At 46.4% G+C, this 1,644-nt stretch carries 3 protein-coding genes; all 3 read right to left on the minus strand.

The genetic code is table 11. The features are described 5' to 3' along the window. Nucleotides 1-493 (minus strand): dipicolinate synthase subunit DpsA (locus tag EHV15_RS37270; protein WP_281281610.1); only part of this gene is annotated, 493 nt, incomplete at its 3' end. A 36-nt stretch (nt 494-529) separates the two neighbouring features. Then, complete coding sequence (locus EHV15_RS08465; RefSeq protein ID WP_021624005.1) at nt 530-844, minus strand: YunC family protein; 315 nt, start codon at nt 842-844, stop codon at nt 530-532. Nucleotides 845-1,011: 167 nt separating this feature from the next. Then, a partial coding sequence (locus EHV15_RS08470) for a phospholipase D-like domain-containing protein (RefSeq protein WP_246061420.1) occupies nt 1,012-1,644 on the minus strand: 633 nt, incomplete at its 5' end.

Here is a 1,644-nt window from a genome sequence, read left to right on the forward strand (position 1 = left end):
TTCTCCCCAAACCCAGCACCATACAACACGAACCATGTATGGTAATGTCCGTATGTTGAATGGCCATCAATAAGGCGCCTTCCGCAGTGGGAATGGAATTGTATATGGCAACATCGTCCCTGCTGAATAATTCAATCAGATCTATTCCTAGTTCTACGCAAAGGTTCCTCAAGTAAGACTTGGCTATGCCAGTACAGACTTTTGCGTGTTTCGGCAAGGAAGACATATATTCCTTGTTCAGCAATAACGTTTCAGATGAAAATGAAGACTCTACTCTGCCATGGTCGTCTGTACCGACAACCGGTAATATCAATACATCAGCATTGCGAAGCACCTCCCTCGTAAGCTTGGAATGCTGAACTTCAAGAAGTTGTTCGTGCAAATCTTCATAACCGATTACCACAACATTTGCATCCAGGTCTGTGAATGACCGAATGATTTCAAGATGTCGGGCATCGCCTCCAAGGAAAACAATATGCAGACCCGTTAACAAAAAATCCCCCTACTTTCCTTAAGTATGGATTTAAAATTAACTAACCTCGTTTACCATCTTTAAAAGCGCATCTGCTCCTTTCATCCCAGGGCAAATTCCGCGTAATTCCGCCTCTGTGGTCACCATATCGAGTGGGGCATCCAGCAATTGCTCTATTGTTCGTACCCCGGTTGCGCGTCCTGCCACAATGCGGCGATCGTTTAATTTCTCATTTAACAAACGAATATCAAGCGCTCCGCACATGATATATCCGTGATCGGTTGTGATGGCCAGAAGTGTTGTTTTGGGCAGGGCGACCTCGATACTTATAACCTGATGACCTTCAACTTCAATCGGTTTCATCATGATCATCTATGATGCAGCTCCTTTTTTTCTACACTATATGCCGGGCGTGATATTTGCACCATAGACTGTTGCCCAAATTCGATATTACTTGTATTCGTTGGAGGCGCCTTCTCCCCTTTCGCCATATACATGTGTAATTGGACTTCGATTCAATTCCATGTAATTTTTGAGATTTATAACAAAGGAGATAACAAACGCGCTGCTTGATCAAGCATGCGCTCGGAAGAGGTACGATGCATATGATCTTCCAAACGATATGGAGTAGCCTCGGTGAGATCCCGTTCGAATTGTTCCGTAAGCACCCGAGCCACATCGGAATTATACAGCACTGCACACACTTCGTAGTTTAAACGGTAACTACGGAGATCGTAGTTGGAAGAACCCACTTCGGCAATCTCGCCATCGATAATCATGACTTTCGCGTGCAATACCCCTTTGTTGTACTGAAACACATTGATCCCTGCTTCCACGAGTTCGCCATAATACGTACGGCTTGCAGCTCCTGCAACTTTAGGAATCACTTGGCGCGGCACCAGTAATCTCACTCGAACGCCACGCGCCGCGGCTGTTTTGATGGCCATCATGATATCCGCATCGGGTATAAAATAAGGGTTGGTCACGTCGATGGTTCGGGTCGCCTGCGTCAGGCAGATGAAATGCATTTCCCGAATGACCGGAGTAGGCAGCCCGGGATTGCCTTCGAATATCTGTATATAGACGTTATGCGAATCCTTGGATGGGGAAGCTTTTCCCATGTGGGTGCCTTCCATCGTTCCCAGCTCCGATCCCCATTCCCATCCGTATCC

This window comes from Paenibacillus oralis (assembly GCF_003863965.1).
Classification (GTDB): domain Bacteria; phylum Bacillota; class Bacilli; order Paenibacillales; family Paenibacillaceae; genus Fontibacillus; species Fontibacillus oralis.